Origin of the sequence: Streptomyces radicis, from assembly GCF_003626575.1 — a bacterium.
Taxonomy (GTDB): Bacteria; Actinomycetota; Actinomycetes; order Streptomycetales; family Streptomycetaceae; genus Streptomyces; species Streptomyces radicis.
Map to the genome: position 1 here is coordinate 305,528 of NZ_RBDY01000004.1, position 14,376 is coordinate 319,903.

Genomic DNA, 14,376 nt, shown 5'->3' on the forward strand with positions numbered 1-14,376 from the left:
GACGCCCCGAATGCCCAAGTGACCACGATCGAACGCGCGTTGGCCGCGGCGGAGTCCCGCCCCTCGGCATCGTACGTGGTGGTGATGCCGCGCTGACGGCTTGCCGCCGTGAGCGACGTCGTGGGGGGCGGGGCGTCGTGCCGCGGTCAGTCCGCGGTCGGGGGGCGGGGGGCGCCTGCGGCGGGCTTCAGGGGGTGCCGGATCCGGGATCTCTGACCTCCCGCAAGGCCGTGCGCCCTACGGTTCAGCCGACGGGGAGTGCTGGGCGGGGGCGCGCACGTGGATGGCGTCGTCCTCCGGGCCTCGCCACAGGTCGGCGTCGATCTGGAACCCGGCCGCGGCGATGGCGTCGGCGGTGCGGCCGACCGCGTCCGGGGCGACGAGGGAGGGAGTGGGGCGGCAGGGAGAATGGCGGCATGGCGAAGTGCAAGAAGTGCGGTGAGCAGAAGCCCCGTTGGCCCCGTTCCTGCTCCCGGTGCCGCTCCGAGGTGGACCGGGTGGACGTGGCCGCGTCCGCCGCCGACATGGCCGGGGGGCTCGGGTTGATCAGGCGAGCGTTCATGGGAGTGGTGCGGCTGATACAGCGCGCGTTCGACTGACGGGCGGCTCACCGCACGTTCCTGGTGGTCGAGACATGGAACCTGGAACGCCACGGATGCCGCCCGTCGTGTGGTGCCCGCTCAGATCTGGTTCGTGCCACCGTCGACGTAGATGTTCGAGCCGACGACGTAGCTGCTCTGTTCCGAGGCCAGGAAGGCTATGACCGCGGCGGCCTCCTCGGGCTGACCCATGCGGCCCTTGGCCACGGTCGCGGCGACATTCTCCTTGACGGCCCTGGCGGTCTCCTCGTCGCCGAAGGCGGCGGTGCCCCCGGGGGTCTCGATCCACGCCGGTGAGACCACGTTGACCCGGATGCCGCGGCCCTTGAGCTCGTTGGACCACGTCCGCGCGAAGGACCTGACGGCCGCCTTCGACGCCGCGTACGCGCCGAACGCCTCCATGCCACGGTCGGCGGCCGTCGAACCGACCAGGACGATCGAGGCTCCGTCGGTGAGCAGCGGCAACGCCTTCCGCACGGTGAACAGCGTGCCGCGGGCGTTGACCCCGAAGGTCTGGTCGAAGTGCTCCTCGGTGGTCTGCTCAAGCGTCACGAACGTGCCGATCGCCGCGTTCGCCACCAGCACGTCGAGCCCCTTGCCCCGGGCCCTGACCGCGTCGTAGAGCCGGTCCAGGTCCTCGAGCTTCGCGATGTCGCCGACGACCGCGGTGGCCCGGTCCGGCCCGATGGTCTTGACGGCGGCCTCCAGCTCGGCCTCGCGTCGCCCGGTGATGAACACGTACGCGCCCTCGTCCGCCAGCCGTACGGCGGTGGCCAGGCCGATACCGGTGCTGCCCCCGGTGACCACCGCCGTCTTGCCTGCCAGCTGTCCCATGTGGGTGTCTCCGTCACTCTCTCGATGCCGATCCGTTCAACCTCGATACTGCGGGAGATCGCGGATACTATCCATGATGCGGAGTCCTGCATTCTTTACGTATCGTCCAGGAGGTGTCATCAATGCTCGGCTTCCGGGATCCCGTGGCCGACGCGATCGGCCTGCTTCGGCCCCGCACGGTGATCGGGCCCAGTCTCCGGGCCACGGGGGAGTGGGCCCTGCGCTTCGACACGTTCCTGCACGTGCGGATCGGGGGCCTCGTGCGCGGCACGTGCTGGTTGATCCTCGAGGGGCACGAGCCGGTGCTTCTGCGGGAGGGTGACACCTTCATGCTGGGCAACCCCCCGCCTTACGTGCTGGCCAGCACGCCCGACGCGAGCCCGCGCCCCGCGGCGCCGGTGTTGGCGGGTGCCGAGGACGGGTTCGTGCGGATCGGCCCGGAGTCCGAGGACGACCTCTACCTCTGCGTCGGGCACATCGCGTTCGACGACAGGAACGCCGCCCTCCTGACCGATCTTCTGCCGCCGCTCGTGATCGTCCGCGCGGCCGATCCCCATGGCAGGCGGCTCGGGCAGCTGATCGATCTCCTGGCCACCGAGGTCGGGATCGCCGCCGCCGGCGGCCCGCTGGTGCAGAACCACCTCGCGCAGATCCTGCTCGTGCACATGCTGCGCGCTCACGCCGGTCGGACGGACCGGCCCACCGGCTGGCTCGGCGCCCTGAACGAGGACGGCGTCGGCGCCGCGCTGCGTGCCGTGCACGCGGACATGGCCCACTCCTGGAGCCTCAAGGAGCTCGCCGAGATCAGCCACATGTCGCGTTCCGCGTTCGCCCGGGCCTTCAAGAGCCACGTCGGGATCCCGCCGTTGGAGTACCTGATCCAGTGGCGCATGAGCCTCGCGCGCGACGCCCTCACCCGCGACACGCTGTCGATCTCCGAGCTCGCACGGGCCACGGGCTACCTGTCCGAGAGCGCGTTCAGCACCGCGTTCCGCCGCGTGGTCGGCTCATCGCCCGCGCAGTTCAGGAACCAGGCACGGCAACCAGCGCGCGCCGCCGCGAACGGAAAGGCCGAAGGAGGCTGAACGCGTTGCCCGCGTCGAGCACGCCACCCGCCCCTTCCGCACCGGCCGTGTCAGGCGCCCGAGGCCCCACCGTGTGGGCGAGCCCGCGCGTGCCGGGGCGCGGGAAGCGCGACCGCGCGACCGCGCGCCCGCGCAATCCGCGTTGATCGGTACGCATGTGGCACGTTCTCGCCAGCCCGGGTCGGGCCCGTGGCGGGTGGGTGGCGGGATCCGTGCAGGTCGGGGGCGCGGGCGCCCCCAGAGGCGGCCGATCGCCAACGTTCCGCGCTCCGCCGCCCGTTCGCCGGGTGATGACAGGAATGCGACAACTTTCCGGCAGGGATCCCCGCAGAGTGATCGTTTCCGTAGGATGACCGGTCATCCTGCTCCGGATTCCGAACAAGGATGCCCATGTCACTGAGACCCCGTTCCCACTCGCTGCCGCCGGGGATACCCCCCGCGCGCAGACGCCGTCCGCACCGGACGGTCCTCACCGCGGCGCTGGCCGTCACGCTCGGCCTCGCCGGGGTCACGCCCGCCCTCGCCGACGACTCCGCACAGGCGCCGACGCCGCTCGTGGACAAGCCGATCGGCGAGAAGTTCTCGACCCAGGACGCCACGCTGCTCGCCGAGGCCAAGGCCGCGGGCGAGGAGTTCGTGACGCTGCTGATCGCGGCCGAGCCCGGTGAGACCGACCAGGTCGCCGAGCGGCTCGACGCCGTCTCCGGGGCCTCCGTCGGCTTCACCGAGGACAGCATCGGCTATGTCCGCGTCACCGTCGCCACCGGCAAGGCCGACGCGGCGATCGAGGAGGCCACCGGGCTCGACGACGTCCTCGCGATCGACCTCAACGACACCATCCAGGCGCCCGATCCGTCACCTGGCGCCGGCGAGCAGGTGGCGGAGGCGTCCGCCGCGCGGCGTTACCAGGGCCCGAACGAGGACACGCCCGCCGAGAACCCCTACCAGCCCGCGCACGAGACCGGCGCCGTCGACTTCGTCGACGACCACCCGCGCTGGGACGGCCGCGGCGTCACCATCGGAGTGCTCGACCTCGGCGTCGACCTCGCGCACCCCGCGCTCCAGGAGACCACCACGGGCGAGCGCAAGATCGTCGACTCGGTCACCGCGACCGACCCGATCATCGACGGCGACCTCTCGTGGCGCGCGATGACGACGGCGGTCAGCGGCCCCTCGTTCACGTTCAACGGCACCGACTACACCGCCCCCGACGGCGACTTCCTCGTCAACGTCTTCCGCGAGTCCGTCGCGGTCGGCCAGATCGGCGGCGACGTCAACCGCGACGGCGACACCACCGACGTCTTCGGCGTGCTCTACGACCCCGAGGCGGGCGCGGTCCGCGTGGACCTCGACTCCGACGGCGACTTCACCGACGAGTCCTGGATGACGCCCTACAACCAGGACTTCCAGGTCGGGTACTTCGGCACCGACGACGAGGACACCGAGATCGCCGAGGCCCTGCCGTTCGTCGTGGAGATCCGCGAGGACGTGCCGATGGACCCCTACGGCGGCGACTGGGTCGGCGAGGTCCGCGACTTCGTCAACATCGGCATCGTCTCGGGCAACCACGGCACCCACGTGGCCGGGATCACCGCGGCCAACGGCCTGTTCGGCGGCGAGATGAACGGCGCGGCGCCCGGCGCGCAGATCGTCTCCTCGCGCGCGTGCGTCTTCGGCGGCGGCTGCACCTACACGGCGCTGTTCGAGGGCATGATCGACCTGGTCGTCAACCGGGACGTGGACCTCGTCAACGTCTCCATCGGCGGCCTCCCCGCGCTCAACGACGGCAACAACGCCAGGGCGCACCTGTACACCGAGCTGATCGACACGTATGACGTGGAGCTGTTCATCTCGGCGGGCAACGACGGCCCCGGCGTCAACACGATCAGCGACCCGTCCGTCGCCGAGAAGGTGGTGAGCGTCGGCGCCGCGATCTCGCGCGAGACGTGGGCCGCCAACTACGGCTCCGGCGTTGACGTTTCCTACGGCATGCTGCCGTTCTCCTCGGCCGGTCCGCGCGACGACGGCGGCTTCAAGCCGACCATCACGGGGCCTGGCGCCTCGATCAACACGATCCCGACGTGGATGGCGGGCTCGCCGGTCGCCGAGGCGGGCTACGACCTGCCGCCGGGCTACGGCATGCTCCAGGGCACGTCGATGTCGTCGCCGCAGGTGGCGGGCGCCTCCGCGCTTCTGCTCTCCGCGGCGAAGCAGCGCGGCATCGACCTGTCGGCCGCGGACCTGCGGACCGCGCTGACCAGCTCGGCCGACCCGATCCGCGGCGTCCAGGCGCACGAGCAGGGCGCGGGCCTCATGAACACCGAGGCCGCGTGGCGGCTCATCAGCAGGGGCGCGACCGCGTACGAGTACGACGTGCGGGCCCCCGTGGACCACGACATGTCGGACTTCCTGGCGACCCCGGGCTTCGGCGCCGGTGTGTACGACCGCGAGTCGGCGCCCGCGGTCGGCGAGCGGGAGCGTTACGACGTCACGATCACCCGCACCAGCGGGCCCGACCGCGCCGTCCGCCACACGCTCGACCTGGCGAACAACCACGACCGCACCTTCCGCATCACCGGGCGGTCCACGGTCTCGCTGCCGCTGGACGAGCCGGTGACCGTGACGCTCGAGGCCAAGCCGCGGTCGTTCGGCGCGCACAGCGCGATCCTCACCGTCGACGACCCGCGCAGCCGCGGCATCGACCACCAGATCCTGGCCACCGTCGTGGTGCCGCAGGAGCTGCCCGAGCCGTCCTACGCGGTGTCGGAGGAGGGCGAGGTGCAACGCAACGCCTCCGACTCGTACTTCGTGCGGGTCCCCGAGGGCACCAGGTCGTTCGAGGTGGCCCTCGACGGGCTCGCCGACGGCAGCCAGACGCGGTGGATCGCCATCACCCCGTGGGGCACGCCAGCGGACAACTCCACGACGACGATGTGCTACCCGAACTACGACAACCCCGCCAACACGTGTGACCCGGCGCGGCGTTCGTATCTGAACCCCACCCCGGGCGTGTGGGAGATCGAGGTCGAGTCCCGGCGCACCTCGCCGCGGCTGAACAACCCCTACACCGTCACCGCGACGGCGCTCGGGGCCACGTTCGACCCCGAGACGCTCGAGCTCGCGCACGTGGTCGCGGGCCAGCCGACGCCGGTCGGCTGGCGCGTGACCAACGACCTGGCCCCGCTGACGGGCACGTTCGCCGCGGGCGAGCTGGGCTCGGCCCTCGAGGACACCCCGACGATCGGGCACGAGGAGTACCTCACCAACGAGGTGGTCATCGGCGAGGGCGTCGGCTCGTTCAGCGCGGTCATCGGCTCGCCCGACGACCCGGGCGCCGACCTCGACCTGTATGTGTACAGGGACGGCGAGTCGGTGGGCGCGTCCACCTCGTCGGGCTCGGAGGAGGCGGTGGTCATCGAGAACCCCGAGCCGGGCACGTACACCGTCGAGGTGCACGGCTACTCGGTGCCGCAGGGCAGCACGGCCTTCGCCTACCGCGACGCCTTCCTGAGCGAGGGCCTCGGCACGCTCACGGTGGACGAGGAGCAGGTGGTCGAGCTGGCCGCGGGCGAGACCGCGTCGGTCCCCGGCGAGGTCACCGTGACCGCCGCCGCGGCCGAGGCGGGCGAGGGTCGCGTGATCTTCGGTGAGGTGCGGCTGCTCAACCAGGCGGGCACGCTCGCCGGGAGCGGCAACCTGACGATCCTGCACGTCACCCCGTAGCGACCGGGTAACCCGCGACACACCAGGGGGCGGGCGGACGGCACCACGCCGGACGCCCGCCCCGTTCGTGTGTGCCGTGCGAGGATGACGTGCGACACGCCGACGAAGGAGACCACCAGGTGCCTGGCACGAATCTCACCCGCAACGAGGCGCAGGAGCGGGCCGCGCTGCTCGCCGTGGACCGCTACGAGATCGACCTCGATCTCTCGGGCGCGCCGGAGGGCGGGACGTTCCGCTCCGCGACCACCGTCGTCTTCACCGCGCGCGAGGCCGGGTCCACCTTCGCCGACCTGATCGCCGACGGCGTCTCCGAGGTGACGCTCAACGGCGCCGCGCTCGACCCGTCCGAGGTGTTCGCCGACTCCCGCATCGCGCTCGAAGGACTCGTCCGCGGCGAGAACGAGCTGCGCGTGGTCGCCGACTGCCGGTACACCAACTCCGGTGAGGGGCTGCACCGTTCGGTGGACCCCGTGGACCAACAGGTCTACCTCTACACGCAGTTCGAGGTGCCCGACGCCCGCCGCGTGTTCGCCTGCTTCGAACAGCCGGACCTCAAGGCGACGTTCAGGTTCACCGTGACCGCGCCCGAAGGATGGACGGTCATCTCCAACGCGCCCACCCCCGAACCCAAGGACGGCGTCTGGCGGTTCGACCCCACGCCGCGCGTCTCCACCTACATCACGGCCATCGTCGCGGGCCCGTACCACGCGGTGCACAGCAGCTGGAGCAGCGGCGAGCGGACCGTTCCGCTGGGCCTGTACTGCCGCCCCTCGCTCGCCGAACACCTGGACGCCGAGGCGCTGTTCGCGGTGACGCGGCAGGGATTCGACTGGTTCGAGGAGAAGTTCGACTACCCGTTCCCCTTCGCCAAGTACGACCAGCTGTTCGTCCCTGAGTTCAACGCCGGGGCCATGGAGAACGCGGGCGCCGTCACCATCCGCGACCAGTACCTCTTCCGCTCCAAGGTCACCGACGCGGCGTACGAGATGCGCGCGGAGACCGTGCTGCACGAGCTGGCGCACATGTGGTTCGGCGACCTGGTCACGATGGAGTGGTGGAACGATCTCTGGCTCAACGAGTCGTTCGCCACCTACACGTCGATCGCCTGCCAGGCCCACGCGCCCGACAGCCGCTGGCCGCAGGCGTGGACGAGCTTCGCCAATCAGATGAAGACCTGGGCCTACCGGCAGGACCAGCTGCCGTCGACCCACCCGATCATGGCGGAGATCAACGACCTGGACGACGTCCTCGTCAACTTCGACGGCATCACCTACGCCAAGGGCGCCTCGGTGCTCAAGCAGCTCGTGGCGTATGTAGGCCAGGACGCGTTCTTCCGGGGCGTGCAGGCGTACTTCAAGCGCCACGCGTGGGGCAACACCCGGCTCACCGACCTGCTCACCGCCCTGGAGGAGACCAGCGGCCGCGACCTCAAGGCGTGGTCTGCGGCATGGCTCGAGACGGCCGGGATCAACGTCCTGCGGCCCGAGATCGCGGTCGACGAGGCGGGCGTCATCACGGAGTTCGCCGTCCGCCAGGAGGCCCCCGCGCTGCCCGCGGGCGCCAAGGGCGAGCCGGTGCTGCGCCCGCACCGCATCGCGGTCGGCCTGTACGAGCTGCGCGAGGGCGCGCTGGTCCGCGCCGACCGCCTCGAGCTCGACGTGGACGGCGCGCGCACCCCCGTTCCGCAGCTGATCGGCCGGGCGCGCCCGGATGTCCTGCTGCTCAACGACGACGACCTGTCGTATGCCAAGGTGCGGCTCGACCCCGACTCGATGGCCGTGGTCGCGCGCCACGTCGGCGACTTCCCCGAGTCGCTGCCGCGCGCCCTGTGCTGGGCCTCCGCGTGGGACATGACGCGCGACGGCGAGATGGCCACGCGCGACTACCTGACGCTGGTGCTCTCCGGCATCGACAAGGAGCGGGACATCGGCGTCGTCCAATCGCTGCACCGGCAGGTCAAGCTGGCGCTCGACCTGTACGCCGCGCCCGACTGGCGCGAGACGGGCCTGGCGACGTGGTCGGACGCGGCCCTTGCCCGGCTGCGGGCGGCCGAGGCGGGCGGCGACCACCAGCTGGCGTGGGCGCGGGCGTTCGCGGCGACGGCGCGCACGGACACGCAGCTCGACCTGCTGGCCGCGCTGCTCGACGGGAGCGAGACGGTCGAGGGCCTCGAGGTGGACACCGAGCTGCGGTGGGCGTTCCTCTCGCGGCTGGCCGCCACGGGCCGGGCCGACGAGGCCGCGATCGCCGCCGAGCTGGCGCGCGACGCCACGTCGGCGGGCGAGCGGCACGCGGCGGCGGCGCGGGCGGCGCGGCCGACCCCCGAGGCCAAGGCGGAGGCGTGGGCGTCGGTCGTCGAGCGCGACGAGCTGCCCAACGCCCTTCAGGAGGCGGTGATCGGCGGCTTCGTGCAGACGGACCAGCGCGAGCTGCTCGCGCCGTACACCGAGAAGTACTTCGCGGCGGTCAAGGACGTGTGGAGCGGCCGCAGCCACGAGATGGCGCAGCAGGTCGTGGCCGGGCTCTACCCGGTGGTGCAGGTGGCGCGTTCGACGCTCGAGGCCACGGACGCGTGGCTGGTGACGGCGGAGCCGACGCCCGCGCTGCGGCGCCTGGTGACCGAGGCGCGCGCCGGAGTGGAACGCGCCCTGCACGCCCAGGCGGCGGACGCGGCGGCGGAGCTGCGGTAGACACCGCGCCTGAGATGGGCCCCTTCCGGTGACGGGAGGGGCCCGTCCGCGTCGGCGCTCGCGGCGTCAGCGCTTGCGGTCGCTCAGGATCACGAGGCCCGCGATGACCGCGAACAGCGCGAGCGGCGCCAGCACGAAGAGGCCGAGCGTCTCGATCACGCTCAGGCCTGGACCCGGGTCGTCGCCGTCGTCCCGGGTGAGCGCCTGGGCCGCGGGGGATGCCAGCAGGGTGAGCAGCGTCGTGCCGCCCAGGACGGCGGCGGCGCGCTTCTTGTTCAAGTTGACCACGGGGCCACAGTAACGAACGCCGACATCTCGCTCACCACCGCCCGTACCAGCGAGGCCACCCGCTCCGACGCGGCCAGCTCCTCCAGGGTCACGGGGCGGCCCGTTCCGTCGGCGACGGGCAGGCGCCAGTTGGGGTATTCGTCCCAGGTGCCCGGGACGTTCTGCGGGCGCAGGTCGCCCACCGTGTCGGGGAGCCAGATGCCGACCATGCGCGCCGGCGTGCGCGCCAGGTAGCGGTAGGCGGCCGCGATGCGCTCCTCCTCGCCCGCCCCGGGCGGCAGCAGCCCGAGCCGCGCGAACGCCTCGAACCACTCCGCCGTCTCGCTGAGCGCCTCCCGCAGCGCGCCAGGGGCGTCCGCGAGCAGCCCGAGGCGGCGCCGCAGCTCGACATGGTCGGCGGTCAGCCGGGCCGCGGTGGACGGCAGGTCGTGCGTGGTGACCGTGGCCAGGCAGGACGAACGCCACTCCCCCGGGTCCAACGGCGGCCGCCCCTCGCGCTCCCAGTGGCGCTCGAACCACAGCACCGACGTGCCGACGACGCCGCGCTCGGCCAGGTCCTCGCGCACGCCAGGCTCCACGGTGCCCAGGTCCTCGCCCACCAGCACGGCGCCCGCCCGGTGCGCCTGGAGCGACAGGACGGCGAGCATGGCGTCGGCGTTGTACGACACATAGGTGCCCTCGACGGGCGAGGCGCCCTCAGGGATCCACCACAGCCTGAACTGCCCCATGACATGGTCCACGCGCAGCGCCCCCGCGTGCCGCAGCAGCCCGGCGACCAGCTCGCGGTAGGGCGCGTAGCCGAGGCGTTCGAGCGCGTCGGGGCGCCAGGGCGGCAGGCCCCAGTCCTGGCCGTTCTCGTTGAACGCGTCGGGCGGCGCGCCCGTGGACATGCCGATCGCCAGCACGTCCTGCTGCGCCCACGCGTCCGAGCCATGGGGGTGGACGCCGAGGGCGAGGTCGTGGACCAGGCCGATGGGCATACCGGCCGCCTCGGCCGCGCGCTGCGCGCGGGAGAGCTGCCCGTCCGTGAGCCACGCGAGCCAGCTGTGGAAGTCGATGCGCTCCAGGTGCTCGGCGCGGGCGCGCGCGGTGGCGGCCGAGCGCGGGTCGCGCAGCCCCGCGGGCCACGCGCGCCAGTCGGGACCGAGCGTCTCGGCCAGGGCGCACCAGGTGGCGTGGTCCTCGAGGGCCTGGCCCTGCTCGGCGAGGAACGCGCAGTAGGACGCGTGCCGCCCCGGGCCGAGCGGCACGCGGCGCAGGATCTCCAGGGCCCGCAGCTTGAGCGCCCACACGGCGTCCCTGTCGATGGGCTCGCCCGCGTCGATGACGGCGGTGCGCAGCGAGGCGGCGCGGGCGCGCAGGGCGTCGAGGTCGGCGCGGGCGTCGGGCTCGAGATAGCCGTACTCGGGGATGTCCTCGATCCGCAGATGGATCGGGTCGGCGAAACGGCGCGTGCCGGGGCGGTAGGGGGAGGGGTCGGTGGGTGAACCCGCGGCGCCAGGGACGGCGGCGTGCAGGGGGTTGATCTGGACGAACCCGGCGCCGAGCGTGTGCCCGGCCCAGCTCGCGAGGTCGGCGAGGTCCACCAGGTCGCCCATGCCCCACGAGCGGGTGGAGAGCACCGAGTAGAGCTGGACCAGCAGGCCGACGGTGCGGCCAGGCGGGTCGGGGAGCCGGTCGGGGGCGACGATCAACGGGGCGGTCGCCGTTCGCCCTTGGGGCGCGGTCGCCTTCAGGGTGTGCCAGCCGGGCGGCAGGGGCGCCTCGCCCCAGGCGAGCTCGGCGCCGTCCTCGGTGGTGACGCGCAGCTCGGTGCCCGGCGGAACGGCGGGCGGCGGGCCGCCCGCGCGGTGCACCACGGTGGGCGGGAGGAGGCGGTCTGTGGTGTCGGGGACCTCGGAGCGCTCCGGGTCGACGCCGAGGGCGGCGAGCACGGCGGCCACGGTGTCATCGGGCACCTCGACGGTGCGGCCTGGGGCCGGGGAGTAGGAGGTGGCGACGCCGTGCGCCGCTGCGAGGCGCGCGAGCCGCTCCATCAGACCTCGACTGCCTCCGCGCCGCCACGCCCGTTGGGCTCCGCGGTCAGGGGCGGCTCGACCGCGAGCGGCTGCTCGGCGGTGAGCGGGGCGAGGTCGTCCAGGGGCGGCTCGCTGGTCAGGGGCGCCTCACGGGCTGAGGTCGCGGAGCTCTGGGTGGGCAGCGGGATCAGCTGGAGGGTGTCGCGTGTGTCGTGGTGCTCGGTCCTGGCGGCTCCGGCCACGGGTCACTCCGTTCGCCGACGGCGTCGTGCTCGGTAGGTGCTCGGTGGGGCGTCGAGTACTGCTCTACCCAGTCAACGTCACCGCACCCGTCCACGCGACGGGAAAGCGACGCACTTCACGCCGTCCGGGGCGAAGAATTTCCGTATCCGCCGGGATGGCGTGCGAGAACTTGCGGATATGAAGACATCGGGATCGGTACGGATCGGGCGCGGATCGGAGGGGGTCGGAAGGTGTCGGAGAAGGATCACGCCGATCTGCTGCCGTCGATCCTGGCGAGGGCGTCGTCGGCTCCATAGGGGCGCAGATACGGCAGCCACCGCGGATCGCGGTGACCGGTGCCGATGATGCGCCAGGCCAGCCCCGAGGGCGGCCCGGGCGTATGTCGGAGCCGCCAGCCCAGCTCGGCGACGTGCCGGTCGGCCTTGATGTGGTTGCAGCTGCGGCAGGCGGCGACGACGTTGTCCCAGGCGTGCTGGCCGCCGCGGCTGCGTGGGATGACGTGGTCGACGCTGGTGGCCACGCCCCCGCAGTACGCGCAGCGGCCGCCGTCGCGGGCGAACAGCGCGCGGCGGGTGAGGGGCACGGCGGTGCGGTAGGGAACGCGGACGAACCGCTTCAGCCGCACGACACTCGGCGCGGGTATGGCGTGGGTCGAACTCCGCATCAGCGCGCCTGAGTCCTCGAGGCTCACGGCCTTGTCGTTCAGCAGCAGGATCAGTGCGCGGCGGACCGGTACGACGCCAAGCGGCTCGTACGACGCGTTGAGGACCAAGACGTGTGGCACGAACGCCCTCCGTTTCCGTCGGCGGCACGTGGCTCGCGCCGGGACGATCTCCCTCAGTGTGTCCCGCGCGGCACCGCGAGCGCCACCACGATCGGGAAATGTGCCGATTGTGTCTTTCGCCACACGCTTCACTCCTCGGCCGTTTCTTCCCTTCTCTCCCTGGGGTCCCCCGGCGGTCCTCGGGCCGTTCCGCGGAGGGGGGCGGCTTGAGCGGGGCGCGCGTCGCGGGTCAGAGTGGTGCGCATGCACGACACGCCCGCGCACACCGCGCGCACCCGTCCTCCCCGCGTCCCCCACTCCCGCGCCCGCGTCGGCGCGTTCGCGGCGGGGTGGTGACGGTGGGCGGGAGCTGGGAGTCCTGGCTGGCGTCAGGGCTGCGGATCGTGCTCATCGTCGTGGTCGCCCTGCTGCTGCGGCTGGCGCTGCGCCGCTCGATCGGGCGGCTGACGGCGCGGCTGAACCGCGAGGACGGCAACCGGCGGCGCTCGTCGGCGATGGGCGGCCTGCTGGTCAACCCCGAGCGGCGCAGGCAGCGCTCCGAGACGATCGGCTCGGTGCTCAAGAGCACGGCGTCCGTGCTGGTGCTCGGCACGGCCGCGCTCATGGTGCTCTCCGAGCTCGGCGTGCAGCTCGGCCCGCTCATGGCGAGCGCCGGGGTCGCGGGCGTCGCCCTCGGCTTCGGGGCGCGCAGCGTGGTGGCGGACGTGCTCGCGGGCCTGTTCATGCTGCTCGAGGACCAGTACGGGGTGGGCGACACGATCGACGTGGGCGAGGCCACGGGGACCGTGCTGGAGATCGGGCTGCGCGTGACGACGCTGCGCGGCGCCTCGGGCGAGACCTGGTACGTGCGCAACGGCGAGATCACCCGCGTCGGGAACCTCAGCCAGGGCTGGGCCACCGCGACCGTGGACGTGCCGGTCGCCGCCGACGCCGACCTCGAGCGGGTGCGGCGCACCCTCGCGACGGCCGGGGCCGAGATGGCGGCCGAGGCGCCGTGGAAGGAGCTGCTGCACGAGCCCGTCGAGGTGCTCGGCGTCGAGGCGGTCACCCCCGAGTCGGTCACGCTGCGGGTCACGGGCAGGACCGCGCCGGGCAAGGCGCCCGAGGTGGAACGCGAGCTGCGCTGGCGGATCAAGCGCGCCCTCGACGCGGCGGGCATCGAGCGGGCCGGTGATCCGGGCGAGCCGGTGTCCGAGCCGACCGGGACCTGAGGGCCGACCGGGACCTGAGGGGCCACCGGTACCAGGGAACCGACCGGGTCCGTTGTCGGTGGGCTCGTCCACAATGGCCCCCATGACCGCCACCACCTCACCCGTCACCATCCGCGGCTACGCGCCGGGCGACCTCGAAGCGCTGCGCGACATCTGCGTGCGGACCGGCCTCGTCGGCGGCGACGCCACAGGGCACTACGCGGACCCCGCGATCCTGCCCGCGATATTCGCCGAGCCGTACGCCGCGTTCGACCCGGGCCTGGTGTTCGTCGCGGACGACGGCACGCGCGCGATCGGGTATGTGGTGGCGACGGACGACAGCGTGGCGTTCTTCGAGCGGTTCGCCGCCGAGTGGGCGCCCGCGCTGGCCGAGCGCTTCCCCGCGCCCGAGGGCGAGCCCGCGACGCCCGACGACGAGCTGCGCGACCTGCTGCACCACGCCGGGCGGATGCTGGTGCCGGGCATAGCCGCCGGGTATCCCGCGCACCTGCACATCGACCTGCTGCCCGAGGGCCAGCGGCGGGGTCTCGGGCGGCGGCTGATGGACGCGCTCTTCGACGCGCTGCGGGCCCGCGGCGTGCCGGGGGTCCACCTGGGGATGAGCCCGGCGAACACGAACGCCCGCGCGTTCTACGACCGGATCGGCTTCACCGAGCTGCCGGGCCACGGCGCGAACATCACCCACCTCGGCGTGCGCTTCTGACGCCCCGTGCGGGAATTGCCCCGCCCCAGGGAACCACCTCGGTCCTCGAGGCGTGCTGAGGGGGAAGGGGTCGGGGGAGCCCTGACGAGATAGCGATCTCGACAAGAAGTCGGCAAGGGCTGTGTGGTGGCAGGGCAGAGCGGCATACTGCTGGCCGTGGCCCGTGCCGGACACACGAAGGGGCCGGACACACGAGGG

General features: G+C 72.7%; 11 protein-coding genes. 6 read left to right on the forward strand and 5 right to left on the reverse strand.

What is annotated here, in order from left to right; translation table 11 throughout:
* Window positions 1-416: 416 nt before the first annotated feature.
* Entirely contained in the window at window positions 417-599 is a 183-nt protein-coding gene (locus tag D7318_RS08990) for a hypothetical protein (protein WP_120696336.1), read from the forward strand.
* A gap of 81 nt (window positions 600-680) precedes the next feature.
* Here D7318_RS08990 and D7318_RS08995 read toward each other — a convergent pair whose 3' ends face one another.
* Window positions 681-1,433: an SDR family NAD(P)-dependent oxidoreductase gene (locus D7318_RS08995; RefSeq protein ID WP_120696337.1), complete on the reverse strand. Its 753-nt coding sequence runs from the start codon at window positions 1,431-1,433 to the stop codon at window positions 681-683.
* A gap of 122 nt (window positions 1,434-1,555) precedes the next feature.
* On the opposite strand from D7318_RS08995, the gene D7318_RS09000 reads away from it, so the two are divergent.
* The 3 genes from D7318_RS09000 to pepN all read left to right on the forward strand — a co-directional run bounded on the left by D7318_RS09000 (window position 1,556) and on the right by pepN (window position 8,931).
* A complete protein-coding gene (locus D7318_RS09000; protein ID WP_120696338.1) occupies window positions 1,556-2,518 on the forward strand; it encodes an AraC family transcriptional regulator in 963 nt (320 codons plus the stop codon).
* A 390-nt stretch (window positions 2,519-2,908) separates the two neighbouring features.
* A complete protein-coding gene (locus D7318_RS09005; RefSeq protein WP_120696339.1) occupies window positions 2,909-6,241 on the forward strand; it encodes a S8 family serine peptidase in 3,333 nt (1,110 codons plus the stop codon).
* Between the two features lie 119 nt (window positions 6,242-6,360).
* Window positions 6,361-8,931: an aminopeptidase N gene (pepN, locus tag D7318_RS09010; RefSeq protein WP_120696340.1), complete on the forward strand. Its 2,571-nt coding sequence runs from the start codon at window positions 6,361-6,363 to the stop codon at window positions 8,929-8,931.
* Between the two features lie 66 nt (window positions 8,932-8,997).
* On the opposite strand, the gene D7318_RS09015 is transcribed toward pepN, so the two are convergent.
* The 4 genes from D7318_RS09015 to D7318_RS09030 form a co-directional block, all read right to left on the reverse strand.
* The gene (locus D7318_RS09015) at window positions 8,998-9,219 is read right to left on the reverse strand and encodes a hypothetical protein (RefSeq protein WP_408055459.1); all 222 of its coding nucleotides are present in this window, start codon (window positions 9,217-9,219) and stop codon (window positions 8,998-9,000) included.
* Window positions 9,207-11,255, reverse strand: a complete 2,049-nt coding sequence (gene malQ, locus D7318_RS09020) for a 4-alpha-glucanotransferase (RefSeq protein WP_120696341.1) — start codon at window positions 11,253-11,255, stop codon at window positions 9,207-9,209. The genes D7318_RS09015 and malQ overlap by 13 nt, the downstream gene beginning before the upstream one ends.
* Window positions 11,255-11,479, reverse strand: coding sequence for a hypothetical protein (locus D7318_RS09025; protein ID WP_120696342.1), 225 nt, complete (start codon window positions 11,477-11,479; stop codon window positions 11,255-11,257). The genes malQ and D7318_RS09025 overlap by 1 nt, the downstream gene beginning before the upstream one ends.
* 245 nt (window positions 11,480-11,724) lie before the next feature.
* Window positions 11,725-12,264 (reverse strand): HNH endonuclease, encoded by a 540-nt coding sequence (locus D7318_RS09030; protein ID WP_120696343.1) that lies wholly within the window; start codon window positions 12,262-12,264, stop codon window positions 11,725-11,727.
* A 338-nt stretch (window positions 12,265-12,602) separates the two neighbouring features.
* Here D7318_RS09030 and D7318_RS09035 point away from each other — a divergent pair, with 338 nt between their 5' ends.
* Window positions 12,603-13,475 carry a mechanosensitive ion channel family protein gene (locus tag D7318_RS09035; RefSeq protein ID WP_230423547.1) on the forward strand — a complete coding sequence of 291 codons (873 nt, stop codon included), beginning with the start codon at window positions 12,603-12,605 and terminating at the stop codon, window positions 13,473-13,475.
* Window positions 13,476-13,557: 82 nt separating this feature from the next.
* A complete protein-coding gene (locus D7318_RS09040; RefSeq protein ID WP_120696439.1) occupies window positions 13,558-14,178 on the forward strand; it encodes a GNAT family N-acetyltransferase in 621 nt (206 codons plus the stop codon).
* The last annotated feature ends 198 nt before the right edge of the window (window positions 14,179-14,376 follow it).